Raw genomic sequence first — 24,882 nt, forward strand, 5'->3', positions numbered from 1 at the left:
GCCTCTGCTTTGCATGCGTACCAGTACGCGGTCGTCAAGGTTCTTTAGCTTAGTTGGTTAAAGTCCTCCGCTCATAACGGAGTTAGCGCTGGTTCGAATCCAGCAAGAACCATATGAAAAGATTTGAATTTATTTATAAATTACTTGCGACTTTGTTTATTGTATTAGCGATATTTCTTCAGTATTTTACAGAATATAAACCTGTAAGTCGTATAATACTGGTCGTTATTTTAATAACTGTTTTGATTCGGTCATTTTTTCCGAACCATGAAAAATAAGGTTTATGCTATAATAAACGTCTGTTCTTAATAGGTAAGTCCCTGCTTCGGTGGGGATTTTTTTGTGCTAAAAAAAGAGCTTATAAAGCTCCGTAATATATTAAAGTCACCATTCTTCATCATAAGAATCACGATAACGTTCATCTATTGAATCTTTAATAAGCTGTTCTTCAGTAAATTTCTTTAGAGCCTCAGTCAGCTCTCCAGTAGCAAATGCACTCCACTTCATCATTCCTCTATCATGGTAATTACGAATAGATTCATAAGGACTATAAGAACGATCAACCATAAATCACTCCTTTACAAAAATATTGATTTATTCAATATTATATATGAAAAAACACTAAAAATACAATGATTAAAATTGGGTTATCCAATAAATAAAAAAATAAAAAAGCCGTATATATTTAATATACAGCGCCTTGCCTGATAAAAATTAGTTACGTTTTTTACTACGTTTTATATGAACTCTATTGAATCCTATTGAACCTCGTTTATTCATAAATCCTAATAGACTGCGTTTTATGAACTTTATTTGACTTTATTGATATACTATGTAACAATTAAGCATTATGACAAGAAAAAATATACTAAAAGCACAACGAATCGTAGTAAAAATTGGTACAAGCTCGTTGATTTTACCGAATGGGAAGATAAATTTATCAAATATAGATGAACTGGCTTTTGTGTTGTCCGATATAAATAATAAGGGGTATGAAGTTATCTTAGTAACTTCAGGAGCTATCGGAGCAGGGTTAAACGTCCTTGGGATGAATGAACGTCCAAAAGATATTGCACAGCAACAAGCCTTAGCAAGTATTGGTCAAGTAGAGTTGATGAGTCTTTACACGCAAATGTTTCGTCGTTATTCTCAAAAAGTGTCACAGCTTTTATTAACACGGGATGTTACCGATTTTCCACTGAGCTCAAATAATGCTGAAAATGCCTTGAAGGCGCTGCTCTCTCTGGGAATCATCCCTATTATCAATGAAAATGATGCTATAGCTGTCGATGAAATGGATCACCAAACAAAATTTGGCGACAATGACAAGCTGGGAGCGATTGTTTCAAAGCTTGTGGATGCTGATTTACTCATTATGCTTTCTGATATTGATGGACTTTATAATAAAAACCCCAATATTTATGATGATGCTAAAATATTTAAAGAAATCCATGACATTACGGATGAATTACGACAAATGGCGGGCGGAGCCGGGAGTCGTTTTGGTACAGGCGGGATGACCTCTAAGCTTGCCGCTGCAGAAATTTTATTTGAGAACAAGCAGGAGATGGTTCTGACCAATGGTGAACGCATCCGTGAAATAAAGGATATTATTGCTGGACAGGAAATCGGGACTTATTTTCACCAAAAAATTGAGAAAGAAGATGCAAGATGATTGAAGATTTAGGAGTAAAAGTCAAAGCGGCGAGCAAAGAAGCAGCAAAACTATCTGCTGCAACAAAAAACAACTTTCTGCTTTTCCTAGCAGATACTCTCATTCAAAACACAAGCCGGATTATTTTTGAGAATGAGAGGGACCTACTTAAAGCAAAAGAACATGGCATTTCGGATATTATGGTAGATCGTTTACGATTGACGCCAGAAAGAATCTCGGATATGGCACTTGGGTTACGTCAAGTGGCAGACTTACCTGATCCTATCGGCCAAGTTTTACAAGGCTTCACAAATCTTGATGGGCTAAAAATTGTCCAAAAACGTGTGCCACTCGGTACGGTTGGGATGATTTTTGAGAGCCGCCCAAATGTGACAATTGACGCCTTTTCACTTTGTTTTAAAACAGGGAATAGTGTTCTCTTACGCGGTGGTTCAGACGCCATACATTCTAATACAGTCTTAGTTGAAATTATTAAAGAAAGCTTACGTAAGCAAGGAATTAACTCCAGTATCGTAGAGCTTCTCACGGATACCAGTCATGCAGAAGCAGAAAAGATGATGCAGGCTGATCAATTTTTAGACGTACTTATTCCTCGAGGTTCTGCTCGATTGATTAACCGTGTAAAAGAAAAAGCAACAGTTCCTGTTATTGAAACGGGAGTTGGAAACTGTACCATTTATGTTGATGAAACTGCTGATTTAGACATGGCTACAAAAATAGTCGTCAATGCTAAAACACAGCGACCAAGTGTTTGTAATGCCGCTGAAAGTCTCGTGGTACATGCACAAATCGCTGCTGAATTTTTACCTAAATTGCAGAAAGCTTTGAAAAAAGCACATGAGGTTGAGTTTAGAGCGGATGAACGTGCCTTGAAAATTCTCCAAGCTTGTGCTGGAAGCTTAGCAATTACCGTTCAAGAAGAAGATTTTGGTACAGAGTACTTAGACTATATTATGTCAGTTAAAACGGTTGACAATTTAGATGAAGCAATTGAACATATTAATCAATATTCGAGTCGTCATTCAGAAAGTATCGTAACTAAAGATTACTTTAACGCTCAAAAATTTCAAGAGGAGATTGATGCAGCGGCAGTCTATGTAAACGCATCGACACGATTTACAGATGGATTTGTCTTCGGACTTGGTGCTGAAATTGGGATATCCACTCAAAAACTCCATGCACGCGGGCCAATGGGACTAGAAGCTTTGACTTCAAGTAAATATCTAATTGACGGAAATGGTCAAATCCGCTAATATTTTTAACTAAAGAACGGTCTTCTAGGACCGTTCTTTTATTACAAAAAAGTAAGGAATCAGTTAAGCAAAAAAAGATAAAATAGAAAGAAAAATGAGTATAAGAATTTGATATTTCTTAGCTCGAGAGATTGAAGCTTGCTTAAATATAAGGAGTACATATGAAAAAAAGAGCGCAGAAGAGAAAGAAAGGAATCGATATGTTAGGTGTGACATTTTTTGTTTTTATTGCTGCGGTAATTGGAGTTTTATGTGTTGCTTTATATTATCAACAGACCAAGGCAAGCCCTGGCGAGCCAAGTACGCGCGTGATTAAAAAAACAGAAGAGCAACTAAAGTCAGAGCTTACCATTTACCCAACACTGTATGTTACTGGCTCAAGTGGCAGTCCTAAAAACAACATCAGTCATTTAGTTCAAGCAGTAACCAATAAAAATAATGCCGCAAAACCAGGCCTCACTGTAATTGCAGAAACAGGAAACAAATATAAATTAAGAATTACTGGAAAAATTGATGCTAGTAATAAATATCCAGCTATTGCTGTTGGGACAGATCATGGAACAAATAATCACGAAATCTATCAGTATGCGATAAAAGCTACAATAGAATATCTAGCGGCACACTATAATGTCCCTTGGTATAATATTTTAGGCTATTCTTCGGGAGCAGGTGGAGCTATGCGGTTTTTGATCAATTACTCGCAAGATAAAAATTTACCTCCCGCTAAAAAGTTTGTTGCCTTAGATGGTGAATTTAATCGCAAAGAAAAATTAAGAGCCAACGAGACCATGGAAAGCTTGTATCAAAATGGTCCCGAAAACAAAAGCGCTGATTATAACTATTTTGAGAAAAATTATTCAAAAATGGATAAGGGCATCCATGTCTATCTCATGGCTTTAGATACGCCTGTCGGCTCTGACTTTGATGGCGTTCTCCCGTGGTCGGATCTCTTTTCTGTTTATAACCTCTTTGAAAAAAATGACAATATAACGGAAAAATTCACCTATACAAATAGCCCAGGAGAACGCTATTCTCACGGTTCGATTTGTAAAATGCCTGCAGCACAAGACTATATCGAGAAGGTTTTCTACCATTCAACTTAACTTACCAAAATGTAAGTTTACAGACAATTTAATTATAGTACAATCATATATTATGAATAGAAAATATAAAAAATTATTCATCTTTTTGAGAAAGACACTGTTTTACTTCGTAGTTATTTTAATTCTACTTTATCTTTATTCTTATAGTAAAACAGGAGGCGCACACTTTATCTACAACGAATTTTAGAAAGGAGATGTCATGAACATTTTTCACGAAATTTTATCCGGAGCAACAAAATATCCGGAGCGTTTAGCGATAGTCGAACACGACCAAGATTATACTTATCGTCAATTGCTTGATGCAGCATCACAGGTAGCTCAAAAAATATCTGCAATGCCCATCTCCCAACGTCCAATTATTGTATTTGGTAAAAACGGATTTTTATCATTAGCTACACTACTCGGTGTTTCACTTACAGGGAGGGCCTATATTCCTGTAGATGCCCATACACCTTTTGAGAGAACGCAGCTGATTAAACAAGCCGCAAACCCCTCTTTAGTCATACATACAGTGGAACTTGAAGAGAAGTTTTCCCAACTTTTTACATCAAGAATATCTTATACTGAATACCAAGAAAATATCGATTTCGATTTTTCACAGATTGACAGTCGTCAAGCTGTGAGCGGAGAGGATATTAACTACATTATCTATACTTCGGGCACAACGGGACTTCCAAAAGGTGTCGCAGTAACACATAATAACTTACTTAGCTTCACTAAATGGATGAATAAGGATTTTTCTATAATCGAAAATAATCACTTTCTGTCTCAAGCACTATATAGCTTTGATCTATCAATTTTCAGTTTATATCCTAGCTTGACAACAGGTGGGACCTTGATTTCACTTAGTCAAGAGGAGACAACGAATTTCAAAAAACTTTTTGAACGACTTAATTCAAGTACAATCAATACCTGGGTTTCTACTCCATCCTTTATCGAAATATGCCTGCTTGATCCATCATTTGTCGAAGAAAATCATCCAGATTTACAGCAATTCATTTTTTGTGGCGAGGAATTAACGCACAAAACAGCATCGAAGCTGCTCGACAAGTTCCCACATGCAAAAGTTTGGAACACTTATGGACCAACCGAAGCTACAGGTGCTATTACAAGTATTCAAGTTGATAAAACAATCCTTCAGGACTATAAGCGCTTGCCTATTGGCACTGCAAAGCCAGGAGTTGAAATTCAAATCATTGATGATGAAATTATTATTATTGGGGATTCTGTAGCACAGGGATATTTTGAAAATTCGGAGAAGACAGCAGAAGTCTTCTTTGATTATGAAGGCAAGAAGGCGTATCATACAGGAGATTCAGGCTATTTTGATGAAAATTCGGTCCTTAACTATAATGGTCGTATCGACTTTCAAATAAAATTCAATGGTTTTAGGATTGAGTTGCAGGATATTGAAGCTCATTTATATGAAATTGCTGAGATTGAAAAAGCATTAGTGGTGCCTCAAGAAAATGCTGCACATAAAGTAACAGGATTAATAGCGGTCATCCATTCTTCTTTAAGTTTTGAAACTAAGGCTGAAGAACGCGCATTTAATAAAAAAATCAAGGCACAACTTTCAAATACAATTATGGATTATATGATGCCAACTAAATTCATTTATCTTGATGATTTCCCGCTTACTCCCAATGGAAAAATTGACCGAAAGGCCTTAACCAAACAAGTCCTTGGAGGTAAGAACTAGTGGAACCATATGCAACACCTTTTTATTTTGTGATTTTAGGGTTAGCACTGCTTCCACTTGTCATGGCACACGCCTACGGAAAAAAATGGATGGGCTATCAAGTCATCTTGACCATTGCTTTTCTCTGGATCAGTTTCGGCGGTAAAGTCAGTCTTTGGTCCCTTCTGGGTTTTGGGATTTTTGAAACAACTTTAATCAAGCTTTACGAGCACTATCGAAAACTCCAAAACAAAACTTGCGTGTTCGTTTTAGCAGTGATTGCATCGTTACTACCTTTAATAATCGTTAAGGTGACACCCTTATTGGACCCGATGCACCCACAATCTATCCTTGGTTTTTTAGGAATATCTTATGTGACCTTTAAAACTGTAAGTGTAATTCTTGAGTTACGCGATGGCCTGATTAAAGAAGTTCCCTTAAAGGAATATCTCTATTTTCTATATTTCTTTCCCACCATTTCGTCAGGGCCAATTGATCGTTTCCGACGTTTCCAAAAAGAGCTCGAAGCGCCACTGACAGATAAGTATTCAGAGTATTTAGGAAAAGGAATTTTCTATATTTTCCAAGGTTTCCTATATAATTTCATCATTTCTTATCTGATCTCACATTATTTTCTGCATGATTTAGCGATAAAAGCAACATTGCATCCCAATTTGTGGAATATGATGGGGAGCATGTACGCTTACGGTTTTTATCTCTTTTTCAACTTTGCAGGTTATTCTCTTTTTGCGATGGGCGTTTCTTTGATTATGGGATATAAAATTCCTATTAACTTCAATAAACCCTTTCTCGCAAAAAATATTAACGACTTTTGGCAACGCTGGCATATCTCTTTATCATTCTGGTTCAGAGACTTTGTCTTTATGCGTTTAGTAAAGTGGATTATGGTTAAAAAATGGTCCAAAAATATGGTAACCATCTCAAACGTGGGTTACTTAGTAAACATGTTCATTATGGGATGCTGGCATGGTTTAACGTGGTACTATATCTTATATGGTGTTTATCATGCCTGCCTGATGATCATTTATGATGCCTGGAAGCGAATGAAGAAGAAACACAAATGGAATATTCCTGATAATATGTGGACACGTGGAGCTGCAATATTTATCACTTTTAATGCCGTTATGGTCAGTTTCCTTATCTTTTCAGGAATCCCTAATTATGCTATAATGCATGCAATCAATGGACTTGGTAGTCCTTTACCTAATTTTTAGACAATAATAGAAGAAAGAAGAATAAATATGAAAAATGAAGTATTAAATATCATTGAAGAAGTTGCTGGCACAGATGAGTTTCGTGAAGATTTAGATATGGATCTTTTTGAAGAAGGCATTCTTGACTCTATGAGAGCCATTATGCTTATTGTCGAGCTTGAAAATGCCTTTAGTTTAAGTTTACCACCTTCTGAAATGGATCGTGACGACTGGAATACAGCAAATAAAATTGCCGATCGTATCAAGGAAAAGATGGATGAAGAAAGATAAGGTACTTCAAGAACTCGCGCCTTTGGTTGCGGCCCTTACTTTGCTAGCGATACTCATCTTTTCTCCTCTCACTGTTTTCCCTAAGTTTAATAAGCATGAACTTGATGAGTTTGCGACTGATCCTAAGAATCGGACAGGCTTTGTAAGCTATGCGATTAAATCACAAGCATTCTCTAATCCGCATTATCTGCCAATTTTAGGTTCTTCTGAGCTGGAACATATTGATCCTTTTCATCCAAGTAGTTTCTTTATGAAAAATAATAAAAGTTTTACGCCTTTTCTAGCAGGTCAACCCGGAACCCAATCCTTAACACACTTTTTCTATCTGAATTCTGTTGAAAAGCAATTGCATAACCGTAAGATTGTTTTTATCATCAGTCCACAATGGTTTACACGTAAAGGTATTGGTACACCTGAGTTAAGTCAATTTGTTTCTAAAGGTGAAATATATGCGTGGTTACAATCTGCCTCACCAAAAGATGTCGCGACACAAAAACTCGCTCAACGCCTCTTGAATTTCAAAGATTTTCCTGAGGATATTGTTGTTACTCATGCACTAAAAGCTCTAGCAAATGGTAAAAAAATCGACAGTATAAATCAGATTTCAATTAAACTTGCAAATCAGTTCTGGACGAAACAAGATTCTCTTTTTACGGGCTTATCAAAGCTCAGCGGTAGGCAAGAAAATTCATACGAAAAGATAGAGCGAATCAGTAAACAATTACCAAACACAAAAGATTTTGAAAAACTGGATCAAGCAGCATACGAACGAGGAGCTGCAAATTCAGCAAATAATGAATTTCAAATTGTTGACCATGTGTGGTCAAGAAATCTTCAAAAGGTCTTTAAAGAACGTAAAGGTGTGATGAAGGAAGTGAGTTACCTGAGAAGTCCGGAATATCTTGATTTTCAACAGCTTTTAAATCAATTTGCAAAAAATAATAATGATGTGCAGTTCGTTATTCCACCTGTAAATGGAGCATGGTACCAGTATACAGGGCTCTCTTATGACATGTTACAGGAGTTTAGCGCAAAAATTAAATATCAACTTAACAGCCAAGGTTTCCATCACATTTATGACATGACAAATAAATTCAACGAAAAGTACTATATTGGAGACACTATCCACTTGAATAATCGTGGTTGGGTGGCTTTAGATAAAAAAATCGAAGAATTTATGAAACATCCGACTAAAACAGAATATAAGATCGACAATGCTCAATTTTTTAGCACAGAATGGGCCAATGGAGATAAGGAAGTTTCTCTTAATAGATAAAAAATAAATTAAAAAACGACAATATTCAATTGTCGTTTTTTGTTTGTCCGATTTCTTGGACATGTTCTCATTATTTATGACAGAAAATGCTTAATTTACTCTATTTTATTTTATGGAGTTAAAAATCGTCTACTCAATCTAATATTAAAAACATTTGGACTTATCCCTCTATCTTTGTATTATTAAATTAGGAGAAAGAGAAAAAATTTAAAGTAATTATCATTTTACTTTAATGTTTAATCTTTTTTAAACTAAAGAAAAAGGAGGGAAACGAAATGTTGCAAACAAAGTGACATCTATTTTTGATTTTTTCTAAAAAAGTTCATTAATTCAAAATAAAAAGGAGTAGAAACATGAAAACTTTAAGACAAGTATTGAAAGGGCTTGTGTTGGCGATAGTACTTTCGGTATTAATTATCTCCGGGATGCGATTAAAAAATACCTTGAGTCGAGTGAGTGCGGATAGAGTTGATAAGAAAACAGATCAAAAAGTGGCACCCATACGAGATAAGAATAACAACACAGCTCAAATTTTAGAAAAAGAGGCATGGTGGACAGATCAAGAAGCTTATGAAGCTAACTTACTTTTAAAAGTGAACGGTTCAAGTCTCTCTGGGCCGATGGATGTCGTTTTTGTTTTAGACCGCTCAGGTAGCATGGACATGACTTATACCGATAATGCTAATGCGACAGGTTATGAAGGATATCCTTTATTCTCCAGCTCTTGCTTAAACCAGGAACATTTCTACCTTGAACCACTTCATGAAGGACAGGAACCCGAAGCAAACGCAGATAAATCAAAAGTTTATGAGAATAGTGATAACACCCTCACAGTTTATAACGCGGATGTTGATAAATGGGAAGTGATTGGGACTACACCGGTTCATCTTTTTGAGCAATTTACTCAAAGTACAGCCAAGTATATTCCTTACCATTTCAAGAAGGAAGGTGAAAAATTTGTACGTATCAGTCATTGGGATGCTACAGCTAAAGTAGCTGGGAAAGCACTGCCTGGTGTTTGGGTACATGGCGATGAAGATGAAGGTTGCTATGATCGATGGATGCTATCAAAAGAAGCTATTTCGGAAGTGACCGATAAGTTACTCCAAGAACATCCTGAAAATAGAGTGGCTCTGGCACCATTTTCAATTCGAGATTCATCAATGGTTACCCATTTAAATTATAATTCACAACGAATGAAAAATTTTAGAGATAATCTTGTTTTAAAAAATAATGAACATGGCTACTTTGGCCCAAGTACGGGAACAACCATTGAAGTAGACGACTCAATCGGTGGCAACTATAATTCTACTGTCGGTTAGAAGGATAATATTGCTGAAAATAGAGCAGCCATTGATGATATGCTTCCTCGTCTGTTTACAACACCCCAAACAGACTATCAATACGGATTGAGTATGGCATATAATTTGCTTCAATCACGCAGTGATGAAGCTAAGGCAACAAAAGGTGCGATGGACGTTTTCTTATCAGATGGTGTTCCACAAAGTACTGCAACAATGCGAGCTGGCTGGTCAGGTGGCGGTCCCATTGTATCTTTTGGGCAAACAGATGGTAGAATTCTAGCAATGTCCGCAGCTATTACAAGTGATGAACCTGTAGAAGTAGAAGGCGCACCAACAGGGACATATCAACGTCACGATATCGACCCCAATTATCTGAAACTCATTGAGGGAACAACCTATGAAGTTGCTGGAATGGGCGCAGAAATGCTGACAGTAGATTATATGGCTAACAGTGCCATCTTAAAAACAATGGCAAACGACCCACAAAATTATTTTGAGGTTCCAGCTGATAATGTTGGTGCAGGAAAAACGTACTTGACTGATTTGCTGCTTAATTCTACGCTCTTCCCAGGTGGGCGTGATTCTGTTCTTAGAGATAAAGTGAGTCAATATTATTATGTCCCAGAAAACGCCACTCTGCCTCAAGGTGTCACGATTGAAGGAAACTATGAGGACAAAGGTGAAGAACAGACGATTGTCTGGGAGTTAGGCGATCTTTATGATTATAGTCCTGATGGCTACCCATCTGTAAATATTCCGCTGGTATTAAAAGAAGAATATCGTCAGGTTTCACAGGATACTTACTACCCAACAAATGCAGATACAAGCGATAAAGCCAAGGATATTTTGGATCCTGAACGAGGAATTGACGATGAAGATACAGGCGCAAAGCTCTATTATACAGACCCTCATAATCAAAAACGTTATGATACTATTGGCACACCAAAGCTTGCTGTTAAGCCGGATACAGTAAAAAGTACTCGTTACCAAATCCAAGCTGAAAAACTATTGAGCGGACGTTCTCTTTTAGCGGGAGAGTTTACTTTCGAGTTGCTAGACAGTGCAGGAAAAGTTATTCAAACCGTACACAATGATGCTTCAGGCAAAATAGAATTTTCACCAATCACTTACACAAGTACGGGAGATTATGATTATACAGTGAGAGAGAGGGGGGGGGGGGTTGGATAAGACCATTGACTATGATGCTGCCAATTATAAAGTTACTGTTAGCATCAAGGAAGAAGCAGGGATCCTTGTTGCTACAGCTACAGGAGATGCAGCGATACAGTTTAAAAACAGTTATCAACCACTTGGTACAGAAATTCATTTGCAAGCAACCAAAGAACTTGTCGGAAAGAAACTGACAGATCAGGAGTTCACGTTTGAATTAGTCAATGCTTCAAATCAAGTTATTCAAACGGCCAAAAATGATGCTTTAGGACAGATTCGATTTGATAAGCTAGCTTATACAAAAACAGGAAGCTACGATTACACGATTCGTGAAAAGGCTGGAGTAGATCCTCAAATTACCTACGATACTAAATCCTATAAGATTCATGTTGAAGTAGTAGACCAAAAAGGAAAATTTGTTGCATCTATAAGTTACAAACAAAAACCACAGTTTAAAAATATCTATCTTGAAGAAAAAAAATCATCTTCTAAAGATGATGGAAACAAGAACTTGGTTGAAAAGGTGGAACCACAGAAAAAAGTCTTACCAAAAGCAGGAGAGTTTAACAAGACAGCTGCTATTGTCACTGGGCTTGGTTTAATTTTAATGGTATTGGCAATCTTCTGGGCAAGAAAATTTAGAAAGAATAGAAAATAGAAATGTGTAAAAAGACTAGTATTAACTAGTCTTTTTTATATTTATTATGATAAAGATTATTCTACAGTTTCTACAATCTCACTCAAACTTTGACGCTTTTTATTAGGAATTTCCGTTGCTCGATAACCAAAACCTGCCATATATGCGACACCAAATTCTTCTAAATCAATTAGTCCTTTTTCAGATAAATAATTTTCAACAGCATCGATATTAAAACCTTCGATAGGACAACTATCAATGCCTAGAAAAGAAGCAGTAGTCATCATATTTGCTAATGGGATATATGTTTGTTTTACCGCCCAATCATATTTTGCCTTGTCATCAGATAGTTTAAAATCTTCTGCCTGAAATTTTTTGAAAAATTGGCTTTGGGGTGAGTTTTCAGAATAAGGGAGCTCTAAAACATCTTCAACAATATGTTTGACATGGCTACTGTCATAAGAAACCCCTTTTTTAGCTAGAGCGATAATAAATTTATCTGCTCCATCTAGGCTATTTACTGCTCCCCAAGCCCGGCTTTTCAAGTCTTCCCGTATTTCTTTGTTCTCGATGACGAGAAATTTCCAAGGTTCATAGCCAAATGAACTTGGAGATAGACGCGCAGCCTCAAGGATTGTTGCCCAATCTTGAGCAGCAATTTTTTTACTTCTATCGAATTTTTTTGTTGCAAAACGATTAGTGTGTGCCTTTAATATCATATTTCTTAATTGTTCTTGATTCATTTTTGTCTCCTTTTTGAGAACGATTGTTCTCATAAAACTAAAAATATTAATACTCCGAATCACTCAGAATATTTTTATATTTTATAGAATTGATAGTGTTGTTTTAATAATATTTTCAAGCTCTGTCCGGCTCGTCTCGGAGCGTACAAGTACCCGAATGCCAATTAAAGCATTGTTTAAATAGCTTGCTAAAATACGTGTATCAATATCAGCAGCTAATTCACCTTTTTCCTTCGCTTGATTTAGCAAAAGCACAAAAAAACTTTTTGTCTTTTCTAAAAAATGTTGAACTTGATCAGCAATATCACCATCACGTAAGGCGAGCTCAATTGCCGAATTTACAAAAAGACAACCTTTACGACATTCTTCTTTTGGAAATGCTGAGTCCTTAAAAATTGCTTCAAACTTTTCTCGAATACTAATACTTTTAGCAGTAATCAAAACATAATTTTGACTCATATCTTGATCATACTTATTTAAGATTTTGAGATAAAGTTGGCGTTTATCACCGTAAGTATCATAAATACTTCTTCGATGGATACCTAGATGATCAACTAAATCTTGAACAGAAGTATGTTCATAACCTTTTTCCAAGAAAATATCTGTTGCTCTATCTAAAATCACATCGTAGTCAAACTCTTTGGCTCTAGGCAAAATATTCTCCTTTCTATAAATAGTAGAACGTTCATTCTAATAATAACAGAAAGATATATCTGATGCAAGTTTGTTGAATTTTTGCATAAAAGATAAAAATTTTAAGACTAAAAATAAAAGTCAAAATGGTATATTTTTCAATAAAATAATACAGAGAATATTATTTTATTATGTTTTAAATAGTTTGCATGATAAACTAGTAATAAGTACTCTTAAAAAAGATAAGTATTTTAATAAAAACTAAAAGAATTATGGGGGAATTATAATGAACTGGTTTCAATTATCAAAAGTAGATATATTAAAGAAGCTCCAAGTAGAAGAGGATGTTGGATTAGCAGAAGAGGAGCGCAAAAAAAGATTATCAGAAAATGGTTTTAACTTATTATCTGGAGAAAAAACTGAGGGAAAATTAAAAAAGTTTTTCAAACACTTCAATGATTTATTGATTTATGTATTGCTCGTAGCTGCACTACTTAAAGGAGTTAGTCAAGACTATATCGATATGTTTATCATTTTAATCGTTGTGGTTATAAATGCATTGATTGGTTATATCCAAGAGTCAAAAGCAAGCAACTCCTTAGACGGCCTGACGAGTTTAATGGGAACAGAGGCGACAATCGTCATTAGCGGTGAGAAAAAAGTTGTTTCGACCGATTCTTTAGTAAAAGGTGACATTGTTTTACTGAACTCAGGAGATATTATTCCTGCTGACGTAAGAATTTTAGAAGCGTATAATTTAGTTGTAGATGAAGCAATGCTAACAGGGGAATCAACCCCTGTACAGAAAAATGCTGATTCCATATCAACGGAAGTAGACTTAGCAGACCGTGTCAATATGGGCTATTCAGGTTCTTTAGTGAACAGCGGAAGTGGTAAAGCGGTTGTTGTTGAAACAGGTGACAACACAGAGATAGGGAAAATTAGTGTCCACCTGAAAGAGGTTGGTGTGACAGAAACGCCTTTAATTAAAAAGATGAAATATTTGAATAAACAAATATTTTTTATACTTTTAATACTCATCGTTTCATTAGTTGTTTTCAGTTTCTTTCACCGGGATTTCACGTTTGAAGAAGCAACTTCCTGGATTATTTCACTGGCAGTGTCCTCAGTACCTGAAGGATTGCCAGCAGTCCTTTCAATTATTTTATCTCTGGGTGTCACGCGCATGTCTGCAAAGAAAGCCATCATTAAAAAGATGCCAGCAGTTGAGACATTGGGAAGTATGGAAATTATCTGTTCCGATAAAACTGGTACCCTGACTAAAAATGAAATGTCAGTTTTGACAGTCCTGACTAAGAAAAAGATATTTGAAAAAAATCAAACGGAACAATGGAAAGATGACCTTAATATCTTTAATGAAGATTACCAACTCAAGAAGCTGGTTGAAACTGCTATTTATTGTAATGATACAAAAATCGATTATCATAATGGGCAAAGGACTGTGATTGGTAATCCGACCGAAGCAGCCTTACTAGAGTGGGCTTCTCACATGGAAACTACTCAAGATGAAAAGGTGCTGTATAAAATTCCGTTTGATTCCTCATACAAATATATGGCGACTCTAGTTGATGTAGATAATCAACGCTTTATTTACTTAAAAGGAGCACCAGATGTTTTACTTGGAATGGTAGATTATCAATTTGGCGATAACACAACAGAAAAAATTGACCCCAAACTATGGGATAAAATGATATCGAATCAAGCCAAAAAAGGTCAGCGTATACTCGCTACGGCTATGAAAGAAGTTTCTTCGAATCAAAAAACAATTACACATGAAGATTTGAAAGAGAATATGGTTCTTGTTGGAATGTATGGTATCATTGACCCACCAAAACCATCTGCAATAGAAGCAATTAAAAAGAGCCACCGTGCTGGTATTTCCGTTAAGATGATTACCGGAGATCATAAAGATACAGCTGTTGCAATAGCGAAAGAAATTGGTCTAAAAAATACGGACAGAGCCATTACTGGTAAAGACATCGAAACGATGACAGACCAAGAGCTATCCGAAGTTGTACTTAAAAATGATGTTTTTGCGAGAACTACGCCAGAACATAAATTGCGATTAGTAAGTGCTATAAAAGCGCATGGCAAAATTGTTGGTATGACAGGAGATGGTGTGAATGATGCTCCAGCTCTTAAAAAAGCAGACATTGGTATCGCAATGGGGCAAAAAGGAACACAAGTTACAAAAGATGCTGCAGATATGGTTTTGGCAGATGATAATTTTGCTACCATTTCAGATGCAGTACGCGAAGGAAGACGTGTCTATGATAACTTAAAAAACACAATTTACTTTTCTTTACCAACAGCATTTGCTCAAGGTTTGTTAGTTGTGGTATCCATATTAATTGATCGTCCATTACCATTGACGTCAATCCAAATTCTGTGGTTAAATATGGTCACAACAATTACACTTTCTTTTGCATTAGGTTTCGAAAAAGAAGCCCCTGATGTCATGGACAAACCTCCTCGCGATCCAAATGAAAATATTTTAAGTCGTTATGCTATCTTTAGAATGTTCTATGTTTCTATACTCTTAGCTGCTTTGGGCTTTTTAGTCAATAATATTGTTATATCTATGGGTGCAGCAACACCTGTAGCCCAAACTACTCTTTTAATGACCCTCGTTTTCGGACAAGTGTTTTACATGATAAATTGTCGAAGTATATCCAAGTTCTCTATCGACCAAAACATGTTTAAAAATCGTGTGTTGTGGTTATCATTGTTTATTTTATTGGTGCTACAACTTGCTATTGTCTATATCCCAACAATTAGTAACGCTTTAGGTACGACAAACATCGGGATTCATAATCTTCTTTATGCATCCTTAGCTGGATTAACAGTTTTCGTCGTAGTAGAGCTAGAAAAATTTATTTCACATCGTCTCTTTAGAAATTTAGCATAGAAAAAATTTATCACTTTCGATGAATATCAAAATAAAAAAGCTAGTGAATAACTCAATTCATTAGCTTTTTTTAGACTAATCTCGCTTCATGTATAACAGTGGATAGGATTTCCTTGCTCATCGAACTCCGTTCTCTTATAGACTTCAAAGCCCATATATTCATAAAACCCTCTTGCGCGTGGATTTTGTTCATTCACAGCAAGATCATTAATGGAGTATTTAGTGATTCCATATTCGAGGAGTTTCTTGCCAAAGCCTCTATCTCTTTCACCAGAGGCAATAAAAAGCATCTCTAGATGATGATCGACAATACCCATAAAACCAACTGGCGTATCTTTATCGTTTTTTAAGAGAATTAAACGAGGGATTTCCTTTAGTGCTTGAGGCACATACTTTTTAATATCACTTATTTCATTATCTGAAAGGAAGAGGTGTGTTTCTTTTACAGAACTTTCCCAAATCACCAATAACTTTTCTACTAAATCTTCAGTTCTATCTTTTAAATCAATATCTATAACTTTCAATTTAACTATGCTCCTTAATACTTTACTAAGCTAATCCTAACACATGAAGTTCCTTATTTCAATTTATGGCATGACTAGAGTCTTTCTTTAGAAGATGTTTTTTGTGTTCAATTATATTATATATATTTATACTAATTTTTATATTATGGTATAATATTCAATAAGATTAAAAAATAGGAGTTCTTGAAATTATGGAAAAAACCTTTATCCCAAAAGACTACAAATCAATACTGGATGTTTATGATACTCAAACAGCTATTGGATTTATTAAACGTTGTTTTGAAGAAGCGCTAACAGGAAGTTTAAAACTAAAAAGAGTATCAGCCCCACTTTTTGTTGATGATCATTCGGGTTTAAATGATAACTTAAGTGGAAACGAACGGCCTGTAAAATTTGATGTACCAGTTTTAAATTATAATGGAGAAATCGTACATTCCTTAGCTAAATGGAAAAGAGCCGCTTTAAAACAATATGATTTTCATGTTGGCAACGGGCTTTACGCAGATATGAATGCCATTAGACGTGACGAAGAGTTAGATAATCTTCATTCAATTTATGTAGACCAATGGGACTGGGAGCGAGTGATTTCAAGAGAACAACGAAGCCTTGATTACCTAAAAGAAACCGTTCAAAATTTAGTGAATGCTATCGCAGAAACATCAAGTCGTTTACATACCAAATATCCAAAAGTAGAAACAGTCATAAATACAAATGTTTCCTTTATTACAAGTCAAGAATTAATAGATCTTTATCCCAAATTAACAGCAAAAGAAAGAGAAAATGTTTACGTTAAAGAACATCCGACTACCTTTATCTTACAAATTGGTGATATCTTAAGCCACGGTGAACCACATGATCAGCGGGCACCAGACTATGATGATTGGTCTTTAAATGGTGACTTACTTTTCTGGCATGAACCTTTAGGATGCGCAATGGAATTATCGAGTATGGGCATTCGTGTAGATGATAAAGCTTTACTTACACAATTGGAAAAGGCCAATGCCAACGATCGTTTAGCATATCCTTTTCATCAGCAAATACTCAATAATGAATTACCATTAACCATTGGTGGAGGTATTGGACAAAGCCGTATGTGTATGTTATTACTGAGCAAAGTACATATCGGTGAAGTACAAGTTTCTTTATGGGATGAAGAAACACTTAATGCTTGTAAAGATAAGGTCTTTTTACTATAAAAAAACACCAAGTGGTGTTTTTTTAGTTTGTAAACAAAAATACTCATTTTTTAAAAAACAACAAATATAAAGCGAAAAACACCAAAAAAATATCGAAAAACAACAAAAAGATATTGACAAGCATTTTCTAATAATATATAATACAAAAATAAAGTAAAGGAGATCCTAAAATTAGTATTTATATATTTTATATATAGAGAATTTACTAGTTAAAAGTTAAAAATAAATACGCGAGGAGAGTAAGTTAATTATATTTTCCACAATAGAGAAGTATTTACATATAAAGCTCCCCCGCCAAAGGTATATACCTAAATAACAGATATAAATATAAAGGAAAAATAATATGCATATATTAGAATTAAGAAACATAAAGAAATCTTATTTTCTTGGTAAAGAGGAATTCCCTGTTCTAAGAGGAATTAATCTAGATTTTGATAAGGGTGAATTTATTAGTTTACTTGGTGAGTCCGGAGGTGGTAAATCCACTTTGATGAATATAATTGGAGGGCTAGATAGAAACTATGATGGAGATGTTATTGTTGACGGTATCCCTCAAAAAAGAAAAAAAGAAAAAGATATGGATAGCTATCGCCGGGATACGATAGGATTCATCTTCCAATCTTTTAATCTGATTAGCTATTTAAATGTTCTAGACAACATCCTCATTAGTCTCAAGATGACGACCCTTTCTGAAAAAGAAAGACATGCTCGAGCTGTTGAATTGACAAAACAAGTTGGGTTATATGACCACCGCAAGAAGACCCCTTCTCAACTTTCGGGAGGTCAAAAGCAACGGGTAGCAATTGCTCGTGCATTAGCATCGGATCCTGAAATCATCCTTGCAGATGAACCAACTGGCGCTCTCGATTCACAAAATACTAAAGAAGTATTAGCTTTATTAAGTAAAATTGCAAAATTAGGAAAGACTGTTATTGTTGTGACTCACTCACAAGAAGTTGCTGATTTTGGTACGCGTATTATTCGTTTGGCCGATGGGAAAATTATTGGCGATGAACGTCTGAAAGATTCTTATCCTATTGAAAAGAAAAGTCATATACAGTCGAAAGTCCTTTCCAGAAGCGAAATATTTAAAACAGCATTTAAACATTTCACACACACATGGAAATTAAATTTACTTATTGCGATAGGGACAGCCATTGGTTTATTCTCCGTCATCTTTTTCCTGGGATTAGGCAATGGTGTCAGAAACTATATGAATCATATGATGACGTCAAGTATCAATCCAAATGTTGTAACAGTATTTAAACGTACAACGAAAGATGATAAATTAAGCAATGATGATGCACTAAATGAGGCACAACAAAACATTGGAACCTCTAAAGGAAACATGGATTCTACTTATATTGATATATTGATAAGTTGAAAAACAATGATAATATCAAAAAAGTAGAACCAACCTACTCTATTCCAAGCAAGGGTTCTCTTCAATATAGAGACAAGAGTAAAACGGGCCCTCTCTCACTTTTGAGCTGGACAGAATCCAATGCAAATGATAAATATAGTGTGGGGAGGAAGCCAGATGAGGGAGAAATTGCACTCTATGGAACGGAAGCTAAGCTTCTCTCTCCAGACTATAAAGCCCTTGTAGGACAAACAATTCACTTAAATTTTGAAGCAAAATCAAAAGAAGGAGCCACACAATCTGTTTCGGCTGATTTAAAAGTATCCGGAGTTTTACAAGATGCATCTACAAGTGATTCAAATAGTGTAACTGTATCAAGTTCAACTGAGTCAAGTGGTGAAAGTAACATTATAGTATCTTATTCAACTATGGCAACTCTCCTTTCTTCTGCGGGAGCAGACAGTAATCCAAATTATGCTGTAATTACTGTAAATGAAGTCAAAAATGTTAAAGCTGTCACTGAAACTGTTCAAAATGCAAAAATTGATGGAAGTAAAGCTTTTATAACCTATTCAGCCACAGGATTCCTAGATGTTTTTACGAACATAACAAGTATCGTGAGTTATCTTCTCGCAGCGATTGCAGGTATAAGTTTAATTGTCTCAATATTTATGATTATTGTTACAACTTATATGAGCGTTGCGGAGCGCACAAAAGAGATAGGTGTTATTCGAGCATTAGGTGGTCGAAGAAAAGATATTTCTCGACTATTTACGGCAGAAAGCTTTATCCTAGGACTTTTATCTGCAACTCTTGCAATTGTTATTGCTTACTTAGGTGAGTTTATAATTAATTCAGCTTTATCTAACTTATTGGATAGAGCACGAATTGTTGAAATCAGTACAGGAAATATAATCTTTGCGGTGATAATTGCAGTTTTGATAGCATTGCTTGCAAGTCTTGCACCAAGTAGTCGTGCAGCACGGCTTAACACGATTGAAGCATTATCTGCAGACTAAAAACCCTAAATTATATTATGAACTACTTAATAATATAAAAATTTTTTGAATAAAATGAGTGGAGCTCAAAGTTATGTTTAATAATTTAAAATTAGAGAAACAAAGCAAAGATATAAATGCTGATCTTAGAAATATTCTTAGAGATAAATATTTAGAAAAATATAAAATTGAACAAGACATAAAACTTCTTAAAGCAAATATAAGCGCATGGGAAAATATGTAAAAATCGGCAATTGAAAAATATAATATGTAATTAATTAACCCAATTGCCAAAAAAAAAAAAAAAAAACGAAGAATAGGAAGACAAAGTAAAATGAAAAAGACACTCATTGCTGGGCTTATACTTGTAACAGTTTCAATAGGTGTACAAGCCTCAGCAGACTCAATCAATGGGTATCAAGTAACCCTCACAGACTCAAATACTGCGATTGGAAAAAACGGTCTGATATGGCATAATGATGGAGGCACTTGGTATGCTGATGATGGCAGTGAGAACGGCTTCATTGCCCCAGACAAGCCTGAAATACCAGCAATTAAAACACCGAAAATCCCAGAAAGTACGGCAAAACCAATAGTACCGCATAAAGTACTCCCTGAGCAAAAGATACCAACTAAACTTCTGACTGTTGATACGACAGACAACATACCTGGAGAGGTGGTAAACGTACCTCAACATATAGAACAGTTGACACCCCCAAATCCAAACGTAGGGGCCCACCTTGATGCACCTCAACATATAGAAAAAGCACCGAAGCCTATTAAGCAAAATATACCAGAACCTATAGCGGTAAAAAATTTGACAGAGAAGCCAAAAATTAACAAAAACAGTTCATCAACTGTCCGAATCATAGAACCGAAAAAACTGGATAACTCAGTAACTCATTATAGTATTCCTTCAGACACCGAGCAAGAAATCAAAAAAGCTAAAAATGATACACATGTAGCTACACTGACACCCAAAACCCAAGCTGTATTGACAACACTAGGCACAGGTATGAAAAGCTCACCTACTAGAACGTATCAAGCAAAGGGCACACCACTACCTGCAACAGGTGAGGATGATACGATGACATATGTAGTTTTGGGTATGAGTTCGATTGTAGGCGCTGCAGTACTTGCACTATATTTACAACGTAATAGTTAAGGTTACTCATACCTGAAATTCTCTCAAAAATAATAAAAGATAATTTATAATCCCCATAGAGGTTAGTAATCTCTATGGAGATTATCTTTACTTAATAACGGGAATTTATATAACTTTCTTTTATAACTTAACATCTAATTTTAACATATACTTTCTCTGATGTTCCGATGTATAGTATCGTTCCAAATTTTATTATCTTAAGCAGAATCTAATCTAAAATATTTCTTTCCTTTGGTGCTTGCATACTCTTCGCCTTTGCAAAAATATCTTACCCACTCATTTAGCATCAATATCAGTCACAAAGTTATGTAAGTAAAAGAAGAAGCACATCATTCCCCACCTATCCTTCTCTCCAACAATATAGCAGTAGCAATAATATTATTTGTTTTTTCTCTAGAATAGCTTTTATCTTATTCGGTAATGTTTCATTGTTTTTTTCCAACTTTATCCGTCCAATGCATTCTTTACATAAGAATTAGAGTTAAAATTAGCACAAAAGAATTACAACGCAAGTTTTTCGGAAAGATGTCTGATACAAGATTCTATTATCATATGTTTATCAGCAATAACCCCAGGAAGAATAAATAAAATGAAGACAATCCAAGCTTTACACGTCAATGGATCAAATAAAAACTCCACATTACGGAGTTTTTTCTATGAGATTTAATTGGTTTAAAGAATGTTTTCTTTCAATTTAGTGTTATTCTTATAAACCTTTTGTTATACTGAGCCAGATAAAAAATTACTTTAAAAGGCTCAACAGTCAAGTTCAAACCTATTTATAGAAGTTATGATATAATTATATTCGAAAAAATAAATAAATAGAAAGAATTTATTAAACTTACTGAGTATATAGTTTAGAGAGATCTTGGGATATCCTATGACATCTTTCCGAAAAACTATAATATTCTTGAAAGTTTTATAAATTTATGGTATACTTAAAAAACCATGAAACGTGAACTTCTACTTGCAAATATTGACAGCATAAAAAAACGTATGCCCGACTTCGTTTTGGAATATTATCAATCAAAGCTTAGTATTCCTTATAGCTTGACTACGCTCTATCAATATCTTTTAGAATACGAGAGATTTTTTAATTGGCTTATTGATAGTGATGTCAGCAAAGCAAAAAATATTTCTGGTATAGATTTAGATACATTAGAAAATCTAGCACGTTCTGACATTGAGGGTTATATCCTCTACTTACGTGAAAAACCACGTCAAAATAATAAGTCTGGACTAACACAAAACTCAGTAAAACGTACTTTAGCTGCACTTTCCAGCCTTTTTAAATATCTTACGGAGCAAGCTGAAGGCGTAAATGGCGAGCCATACTTTTACCGTAATGTTATGAAAAAAGTGCAGATTCAAAAAAATAGAGAAACTTTGGCTTCCAGGGCTGAGAATATTAAAGGAAAACTGTTTTTAGGCGATGAAACACAAGGTTTTCTGGATTTTATTGATAATGAATACGAAAAAAGTTTGTCTAATCGAGCACTCTCTTCTTTTAATAAAAATAAAGAACGTGATTTAGCGATTATTGCGCTGATGTTGGCTTCTGGCGTACGTTTGTCTGAAGCTGTTAATATCAATATAGCTGATCTGAATATGAAGACTCTAGTTGTGGAAGTTACACGTAAAGGGGGCAAACGGGATGCCGTTAATATTGCAAAATTTGCTGAGCTTTATCTACTCAACTACTTAGAGATTCGTGAACAGCGTTATAAACCAGAAAAAAGTAATAAAGCCTTCTTCTTGTCTATTTACCGAGGGCAAGCTTCTCGGATTGATGGATCAAGCATTGAAAAGTTAGTCTCTAAGTACTCGCAAGCTTTTAAAGTAAGAATAACACCACATAAACTTCGTCACACCTTAGCGACTCGCCTTTACGCACAAACCAATTCTCAAGTTCTGGTAAGTCATCAGCTCGGACATTCTTCAACACAGGTTACAGACCTCTACACCCATATTATTAGTCAAGAACAGAAAAATGCACTTGACGAACTATAAGCAAGACTGGTAAAATTTAAGTAGACTATTAATTTAAGATAAAAACTATAAGTGGAAAGAATCGAATGAATAATACTACTCTAAAAATGTCACAACAAGAAATTATTTATGAATTGAAATATGCTTGGAGCAGACAAAAATCCGTTAGCATACGCTTTTTGCAAAATTCACAAGAAACTACTTCTCAAGGTAAAATTTTTGGTATTGACTATGATTTACTTTATATTAAAGAAGAGAACTTGGTGCGGAGAATCGCCTTAGATGATATTTTAAGCATAAATATATAACATTTTACATAATTAATTTTATGTAAAATGCACTCGATAATAAAAACCTCTAAATTAATAGAGGTTTTTATTATTACATTTTTTCAATGATTTGGCTTAAGTCTTCTAATGCTCGCTCAGCAACCTTCGTATAACGTTCCTTTTTATCACGGATACGCGGACCTTCAAGTTCTTTGACAATACCAAAGGTCACATTCATAGGTTGGAAATGTTTACTGTCTGTATGTGTGATGTAATATGGGAGAGCACCAATAGCTGTTGTTTGCGGGAATATGATTTCTTCTTCACCCTTAAAAAGACGAGCAGCGTTTATTCCGGCAACCAAACCACTTGCTGCTGATTCAACGTAACCTTCTACACCAGTCATTTGACCGGCAAAGAAAAGATTTTCTTGTTTTCTTGATTGGAAAGTTTGCTTGAGTAGGTTAGGAGAATCCATGTATGAATTTCGATGCATTACACCATAACGTACAAACTCAGCATTTTCTAATCCAGGTATCATTTGGAAAACACGTTTTTGCTCCCCCCACTTAAGGTGAGTTTGGAAACCTACGATATTATACAAAGATGCCGAAGCATTATCCTGGCGCAACTGTACAACGGCATAAGGCGTTTTAAAATCACCATCACGTGGACCTGTATATGTATCAGGATATTCTAATCCAACAGGTTTCATTGGACCAAATAACATTGTTTTATAACCACGTTTAGCCATTTCCTCGATTGGCATGCAACCTTCGAAAACTTTTAGATCTTCAAATGAATTGAGTGGAGCCTCTTCAGCAGTAATTAAAACTTGTTGGAAATTATTGAATTCTTCCTTTGTCATTGGACAATTGATATAGTCCGCTTCTCCTTTATCGTAACGAGATTTTTTATAGACTTTATCGTAATCTATTGTATTCGCATCAATAATCGGAGCTGCAGCATCATAGAAATAAAAGCCATCCCCACCATTAAATTCATGAATTTTTGCAGCTAAAGCATCACTTGTTAAGGGACCCGTTGCAATAATTGTAATTTCTTCATCTAAGTTAGGTAAATCTGTAATTTCACCGCGGATTACCTCAATCAAAGGGTTTTCTGAAACAGCTTGAGTAATAAAAGCTGAAAACTCTTCACGGTCAACTGCTAAAGCTCCGCCAGCTGGCACTTGTGTTTTTTCGGCAGCTTGCATCATGACAGAATCCAAACGACGCATCTCCTCTTTCAGTAGTCCCACAGCATTTGTGAGTGCTGCTCCACGGAAAGAATTTGAACAAACCAACTCGGCAAATTTGTCTGTTTTATGCTGAGGCGTAGCTTTAACGCCACGCATTTCGTAAAGTTTTACTGGAATGCCACGTTTTGCAATTTGGTAAGCAGCTTCAGAACCCGCAAGACCTGCGCCAATAACGTTTATATGTGTTTTATTCATTTTAACTTTCTAT

At 35.3% G+C, this 24,882-nt stretch carries 21 protein-coding genes, 1 tRNA gene and 2 pseudogenes; 19 read left to right on the plus strand and 5 right to left on the minus strand.

All coding sequences use genetic code 11. The features are described 5' to 3' along the window. The first annotated feature begins 38 nt into the window (after positions 1 to 38). Positions 39 to 112 (plus strand) — tRNA-Ile (locus J0J36_RS05190). Between the two features lie 272 nt (positions 113 to 384). On the opposite strand, the gene J0J36_RS05195 is transcribed toward J0J36_RS05190, so the two are convergent. Further along, entirely contained in the window at positions 385 to 567 is a 183-nt protein-coding gene (locus J0J36_RS05195; RefSeq protein ID WP_153924843.1) for a hypothetical protein, read from the minus strand. A gap of 283 nt (positions 568 to 850) precedes the next feature. Here J0J36_RS05195 and proB point away from each other — a divergent pair, with 283 nt between their 5' ends. From proB to J0J36_RS10520, 11 genes are all read left to right on the plus strand, one after another. Beyond that, the gene (proB, locus tag J0J36_RS05200; protein WP_019292282.1) at positions 851 to 1,675 is read left to right on the plus strand and encodes a glutamate 5-kinase; all 825 of its coding nucleotides are present in this window, start codon (positions 851 to 853) and stop codon (positions 1,673 to 1,675) included. Next, a complete protein-coding gene (locus J0J36_RS05205; protein ID WP_019292281.1) occupies positions 1,672 to 2,928 on the plus strand; it encodes a glutamate-5-semialdehyde dehydrogenase in 1,257 nt (418 codons plus the stop codon). The genes proB and J0J36_RS05205 overlap by 4 nt, the downstream gene beginning before the upstream one ends. 161 nt (positions 2,929 to 3,089) lie before the next feature. After that, entirely contained in the window at positions 3,090 to 4,031 is a 942-nt protein-coding gene (locus J0J36_RS05210; protein WP_019292280.1) for an alpha/beta hydrolase, read from the plus strand. A gap of 52 nt (positions 4,032 to 4,083) precedes the next feature. Beyond that, the gene (locus J0J36_RS05215) at positions 4,084 to 4,218 is read left to right on the plus strand and encodes a teichoic acid D-Ala incorporation-associated protein DltX (protein ID WP_080569913.1); all 135 of its coding nucleotides are present in this window, start codon (positions 4,084 to 4,086) and stop codon (positions 4,216 to 4,218) included. Positions 4,219 to 4,230: 12 nt separating this feature from the next. After that, on the plus strand, positions 4,231 to 5,733 hold the full coding sequence (gene dltA / locus J0J36_RS05220; protein WP_040087459.1) for a D-alanine--poly(phosphoribitol) ligase subunit DltA: 1,503 nt from the start codon (positions 4,231 to 4,233) through the stop codon (positions 5,731 to 5,733). Next, positions 5,733 to 6,947 (plus strand): D-alanyl-lipoteichoic acid biosynthesis protein DltB, encoded by a 1,215-nt coding sequence (gene dltB / locus J0J36_RS05225; protein WP_019292278.1) that lies wholly within the window; start codon positions 5,733 to 5,735, stop codon positions 6,945 to 6,947. Before dltA ends, dltB begins: the two co-directional genes overlap by 1 nt. A 27-nt stretch (positions 6,948 to 6,974) precedes the next feature. Continuing rightward, complete coding sequence (gene dltC, locus J0J36_RS05230; RefSeq protein ID WP_004257293.1) at positions 6,975 to 7,217, plus strand: D-alanine--poly(phosphoribitol) ligase subunit DltC; 243 nt, start codon at positions 6,975 to 6,977, stop codon at positions 7,215 to 7,217. Further along, complete coding sequence (gene dltD / locus J0J36_RS05235; protein ID WP_040087463.1) at positions 7,204 to 8,493, plus strand: D-alanyl-lipoteichoic acid biosynthesis protein DltD; 1,290 nt, start codon at positions 7,204 to 7,206, stop codon at positions 8,491 to 8,493. The genes dltC and dltD overlap by 14 nt, the downstream gene beginning before the upstream one ends. Before the next feature lie 353 nt (positions 8,494 to 8,846). Then, entirely contained in the window at positions 8,847 to 9,815 is a 969-nt protein-coding gene (locus tag J0J36_RS10510) for a hypothetical protein (protein ID WP_242520573.1), read from the plus strand. Positions 9,816 to 9,854: 39 nt separating this feature from the next. Then, positions 9,855 to 10,985 (plus strand): Spy0128 family protein, encoded by a 1,131-nt coding sequence (locus J0J36_RS10515; RefSeq protein WP_242520574.1) that lies wholly within the window; start codon positions 9,855 to 9,857, stop codon positions 10,983 to 10,985. Further along, on the plus strand, positions 10,978 to 11,625 hold the full coding sequence (locus J0J36_RS10520) for a Spy0128 family protein (protein WP_242520575.1): 648 nt from the start codon (positions 10,978 to 10,980) through the stop codon (positions 11,623 to 11,625). The genes J0J36_RS10515 and J0J36_RS10520 overlap by 8 nt, the downstream gene beginning before the upstream one ends. Positions 11,626 to 11,681: 56 nt before the next feature. On the opposite strand, the gene J0J36_RS05245 is transcribed toward J0J36_RS10520, so the two are convergent. Both J0J36_RS05245 and J0J36_RS05250 read right to left on the minus strand, forming a co-directional pair. Next, on the minus strand, positions 11,682 to 12,347 hold the full coding sequence (locus tag J0J36_RS05245; RefSeq protein WP_019292273.1) for an NAD(P)H-dependent oxidoreductase: 666 nt from the start codon (positions 12,345 to 12,347) through the stop codon (positions 11,682 to 11,684). Positions 12,348 to 12,428: 81 nt separating this feature from the next. Beyond that, the gene (locus J0J36_RS05250; protein WP_153924846.1) at positions 12,429 to 13,001 is read right to left on the minus strand and encodes a TetR/AcrR family transcriptional regulator; all 573 of its coding nucleotides are present in this window, start codon (positions 12,999 to 13,001) and stop codon (positions 12,429 to 12,431) included. 265 nt (positions 13,002 to 13,266) lie between these two features. Here J0J36_RS05250 and J0J36_RS05255 point away from each other — a divergent pair, with 265 nt between their 5' ends. Then, the gene (locus J0J36_RS05255; protein ID WP_019292271.1) at positions 13,267 to 15,909 is read left to right on the plus strand and encodes an HAD-IC family P-type ATPase; all 2,643 of its coding nucleotides are present in this window, start codon (positions 13,267 to 13,269) and stop codon (positions 15,907 to 15,909) included. A 75-nt stretch (positions 15,910 to 15,984) separates the two neighbouring features. Here the strand turns inward: J0J36_RS05255 and J0J36_RS05260 are convergent. After that, positions 15,985 to 16,433 (minus strand): annotated as a pseudogene (locus tag J0J36_RS05260) (GNAT family N-acetyltransferase). 191 nt (positions 16,434 to 16,624) lie between these two features. Here J0J36_RS05260 and asnA point away from each other — a divergent pair. The 6 genes and pseudogenes from asnA (at position 16,625) to J0J36_RS05290 (ending at position 23,452) form a co-directional block, all read left to right on the plus strand. Continuing rightward, entirely contained in the window at positions 16,625 to 17,629 is a 1,005-nt protein-coding gene (asnA, locus tag J0J36_RS05265; RefSeq protein WP_019292270.1) for an aspartate--ammonia ligase, read from the plus strand. A 343-nt stretch (positions 17,630 to 17,972) separates the two neighbouring features. After that, positions 17,973 to 20,011, plus strand: a pseudogene (locus J0J36_RS05270) (ATP-binding cassette domain-containing protein). A gap of 73 nt (positions 20,012 to 20,084) precedes the next feature. Continuing rightward, positions 20,085 to 20,234, plus strand: a complete 150-nt coding sequence (locus J0J36_RS05275) for a hypothetical protein (RefSeq protein WP_019292269.1) — start codon at positions 20,085 to 20,087, stop codon at positions 20,232 to 20,234. Between the two features lie 90 nt (positions 20,235 to 20,324). Then, entirely contained in the window at positions 20,325 to 21,155 is an 831-nt protein-coding gene (locus J0J36_RS05280) for an LPXTG cell wall anchor domain-containing protein (protein ID WP_019292268.1), read from the plus strand. Positions 21,156 to 22,103: 948 nt separating this feature from the next. Next, complete coding sequence (xerS, locus tag J0J36_RS05285; RefSeq protein ID WP_019292267.1) at positions 22,104 to 23,165, plus strand: tyrosine recombinase XerS; 1,062 nt, start codon at positions 22,104 to 22,106, stop codon at positions 23,163 to 23,165. Between the two features lie 65 nt (positions 23,166 to 23,230). Further along, the gene (locus tag J0J36_RS05290; RefSeq protein WP_019292266.1) at positions 23,231 to 23,452 is read left to right on the plus strand and encodes a hypothetical protein; all 222 of its coding nucleotides are present in this window, start codon (positions 23,231 to 23,233) and stop codon (positions 23,450 to 23,452) included. Between the two features lie 73 nt (positions 23,453 to 23,525). Here the strand turns inward: J0J36_RS05290 and trmFO are convergent, their stop codons facing one another. Then, the gene (gene trmFO, locus J0J36_RS05295; protein ID WP_153924852.1) at positions 23,526 to 24,869 is read right to left on the minus strand and encodes a methylenetetrahydrofolate--tRNA-(uracil(54)-C(5))-methyltransferase (FADH(2)-oxidizing) TrmFO; all 1,344 of its coding nucleotides are present in this window, start codon (positions 24,867 to 24,869) and stop codon (positions 23,526 to 23,528) included. Positions 24,870 to 24,882: the final 13 nt, after the last annotated feature.

The sequence above is a fragment of the Lactococcus sp. LG1074 genome (assembly GCF_017309525.1).
GTDB lineage: Bacteria > Bacillota > Bacilli > Lactobacillales > Streptococcaceae > Lactococcus > Lactococcus petauri.

Coding starts and splice junctions, on each gene's coding strand:
- J0J36_RS05195 (WP_153924843.1), bottom strand. CDS start 567: ATGGTTGATCGTTCTTATAGTCCTTATGAATCTATTCGTAATTACCAT.
- proB (WP_019292282.1), top strand. CDS start 851: ATGACAAGAAAAAATATACTAAAAGCACAACGAATCGTAGTAAAAATT.
- J0J36_RS05205 (WP_019292281.1), top strand. CDS start 1,672: ATGATTGAAGATTTAGGAGTAAAAGTCAAAGCGGCGAGCAAAGAAGCA.
- J0J36_RS05210 (WP_019292280.1), top strand. CDS start 3,090: ATGAAAAAAAGAGCGCAGAAGAGAAAGAAAGGAATCGATATGTTAGGT.
- J0J36_RS05215 (WP_080569913.1), top strand. CDS start 4,084: ATGAATAGAAAATATAAAAAATTATTCATCTTTTTGAGAAAGACACTG.
- dltA (WP_040087459.1), top strand. CDS start 4,231: ATGAACATTTTTCACGAAATTTTATCCGGAGCAACAAAATATCCGGAG.
- dltC (WP_004257293.1), top strand. CDS start 6,975: ATGAAAAATGAAGTATTAAATATCATTGAAGAAGTTGCTGGCACAGAT.
- dltD (WP_040087463.1), top strand. CDS start 7,204: ATGAAGAAAGATAAGGTACTTCAAGAACTCGCGCCTTTGGTTGCGGCC.
- J0J36_RS10510 (WP_242520573.1), top strand. CDS start 8,847: ATGAAAACTTTAAGACAAGTATTGAAAGGGCTTGTGTTGGCGATAGTA.
- J0J36_RS10515 (WP_242520574.1), top strand. CDS start 9,855: ATGCTTCCTCGTCTGTTTACAACACCCCAAACAGACTATCAATACGGA.
- J0J36_RS05245 (WP_019292273.1), bottom strand. CDS start 12,347: ATGAATCAAGAACAATTAAGAAATATGATATTAAAGGCACACACTAAT.
- J0J36_RS05255 (WP_019292271.1), top strand. CDS start 13,267: ATGAACTGGTTTCAATTATCAAAAGTAGATATATTAAAGAAGCTCCAA.
- asnA (WP_019292270.1), top strand. CDS start 16,625: ATGGAAAAAACCTTTATCCCAAAAGACTACAAATCAATACTGGATGTT.
- J0J36_RS05275 (WP_019292269.1), top strand. CDS start 20,085: ATGTTTAATAATTTAAAATTAGAGAAACAAAGCAAAGATATAAATGCT.
- J0J36_RS05280 (WP_019292268.1), top strand. CDS start 20,325: ATGAAAAAGACACTCATTGCTGGGCTTATACTTGTAACAGTTTCAATA.
- xerS (WP_019292267.1), top strand. CDS start 22,104: ATGAAACGTGAACTTCTACTTGCAAATATTGACAGCATAAAAAAACGT.
- J0J36_RS05290 (WP_019292266.1), top strand. CDS start 23,231: ATGAATAATACTACTCTAAAAATGTCACAACAAGAAATTATTTATGAA.
- trmFO (WP_153924852.1), bottom strand. CDS start 24,869: ATGAATAAAACACATATAAACGTTATTGGCGCAGGTCTTGCGGGTTCT.